The sequence below is a fragment of the Verrucomicrobiota bacterium genome, assembly GCA_016871535.1.
Classification (GTDB): Bacteria; Verrucomicrobiota; Verrucomicrobiia; order Limisphaerales; family SIBE01; genus VHCZ01.
The window spans coordinates 1-2,100 of record VHCZ01000445.1 but is presented as its reverse complement, the minus strand read 5'-3'; the positions used below and the strand labels follow the sequence as shown (position 1 = coordinate 2,100).

The 2,100-nt window shown below is 60.8% G+C and carries 1 protein-coding gene and 1 pseudogene; both read right to left on the bottom strand.

All coding sequences use genetic code 11. From position 1 onward, the window contains the following. Positions 1–159 precede the first annotated feature (159 nt). Positions 160–420: a hypothetical protein gene (locus FJ398_27420; GenBank protein ID MBM3841606.1), complete on the bottom strand. Its 261-nt coding sequence runs from the start codon at positions 418–420 to the stop codon at positions 160–162. Between the two features lie 84 nt (positions 421–504). Further along, positions 505–1,807, bottom strand: a pseudogene (locus FJ398_27415) (hypothetical protein). Between the last annotated feature and the right edge of the window lie 293 nt (positions 1,808–2,100).

The following is a 2,100-nucleotide window of genomic DNA, read 5'->3' as shown; positions in this document are numbered from 1 at the left end:
GAACCTGTCGCGGCCGCGAAAGTTCGGCGCGCTGTGTGTGTCTGGACCGGTCAGTCGGTTGACGGCACGGAGGTGGCGTGTGCCCTAAAAGTGATGCACTACTGAATAGTTACGGCTAAGGCAAAATCGGCCTGGTTCCTGCCAAACTCCGCGATCGGGTTAAGCGGCCCGGCCTTTGCCATTGCCGGAGCCGGAGCGTCTGGACTGTCGCCGTTCCTTTATCGCGGCCACCTGGCAGAGATTGATAATGGCAAACGCACGGTCTTCATCGTAAACGACCACGTCCCACTCATTCGGCTTGGGAGGCATGAAGGCAAAATCCGGATGAGGCACACGCACAACCTGGCCGCTGTTCAACCACAACTCGAATGGGCGAAATGGACTCGCTTCAAGCCGCTTTCTAACGATTTCAGGGCTCATGTCGCCGTGAGACTACTCCCGCACGGAGCTGACTGCAACAAACGAGCTCGTCTGCACTCGTCTGGGGCACGATGCTGATTCGCCTCACCAGGCAATCCCGTAATCCTCGCCGTCATCGCTGGCACCGCCCCAGAACGTGCCGTGTTCCTGATCGAAATAGATGGCCGTGATCGGGCCGGAGGTTTTCCGCGAAAACACGAGCTGATAGCCCATCCTCTGGAGTTCTCGCCGCACCCAGGGCGGCACATGCTCGTTCAAGGTCATTCGCCCCGGCTGCGCCTCGTGGCTGCCAAACGAACTGCGCATTTGATAGCTGGTGATGTTCGCCGCCTCACAAGCCTCTTGCACGTCCATCCCGAACTCGACCACGTTCAAGAAGAATTGGAGGAGATTCTGATCTTGGGTGTCGCCGCCCTGGACCGAGAAACACAGGAAAGGTTTCCCCTTCTTCAAGGCGATACTCGGCGTGAGTGTGACGCGCGGGCGCTTGCCCGGCGCGACGACGTTGAACGGGTTCTCCGCTTCATCCAGCACGAAACTTTGCATCCGCTGGCTCATGCCAACGCCAGTGTGGCCGGCGATGCAGGCGGGAAGCCATCCGCCGCTGGGCGTGATGGAGACGGCCCAACCCTTTTCATCCGCCGCTTGAATAGAAGTCGTGCCGGCGCGGAAGGCAGCGTCGAAGTCTTCGCCCATTGCGGATTCTTGAAGCTGGGCCGTTGACCGCCTCGGCGATTGGTTCGTGCGGGTGTGGGACCAGTCTTTCAGCAGGTGCAAGAACGGGTTCGTCTTCCCTTCGAATGGATAAGGATCACCGGGCCGGATGTCGGCAGTGTTCTTCTTTGTTATTCTCGATCTTCCGGACCAACTCCGCCTCGATCGGATAGCCGTCGGCCATTTGCAGAGCCGGTTCCAAGACCTCCTTGAGCGACAGCGTTCCGAACTCGGCCAGCATGACCATCAAGCCGCCCGGATTTCCGGGCGTGACCGCGGCGAGCGGCCCTTGGCTGGGCGGATACTTGAGCTTCTTTTCCTTGAAGAATTCCGGTGTGGCGCCCGTGGGCGCGACGCCTAGCGCGCTGATGCCGACGACTTTCTTCGTCCTTGGATCGTAAATCAAGGCCTGCGTTTCGCCGCCCCAGCTTACGTCGTCATACATCGTGCTGACGACGGCGAGCATGGCGCAAGCGGCATCGATGGCGTTGCCGCCGCGCTCGAACATTTTGGCGCCGGCGACCGCTCCGAGCGGTTTCCCGGTAATGGCCACCCAGTGGCGACCGTGCAACACCGGTTTGTCAGGTTGGGCGCGGAGGTGGGAACACCCAATCAGACAAAAGACAACAGCGAAGAGGCAGCCAGAGCCGTGGAATGAAATCGGAGGTCTCATGGTGATGAGAATCCTAGTCCGAGCGGACTCCAAAGCCAACTCGCAAAGGCCGCCCCTGACCTGCGCTAAGTAGGAAGCGCCTCTTCGTGCGCTCTCGCCGCGTGAACCAGGTAGGGCGAGTCCACCCCGGCGAACCGCTCCACGTGCTTGGAACACGTCCGGACCAGCTCGCTGGGGACAGGCTCGCCCTACCGTCAGGTTCACGGAAAGCTGCCTTGGTCTCGGAACCATGCACTCCGCCCTTGAACCGATCGCCGGTAGGGCGAGTCCGTCTCGGCGAACCGCTCCACGTG

Excerpts from the sequence above, each read along its gene's own strand:
- FJ398_27420 (MBM3841606.1), bottom strand. The coding sequence starts at position 420 with ATGAGCCCTGAAATCGTTAGAAAGCGGCTTGAAGCGAGTCCATTTCGC.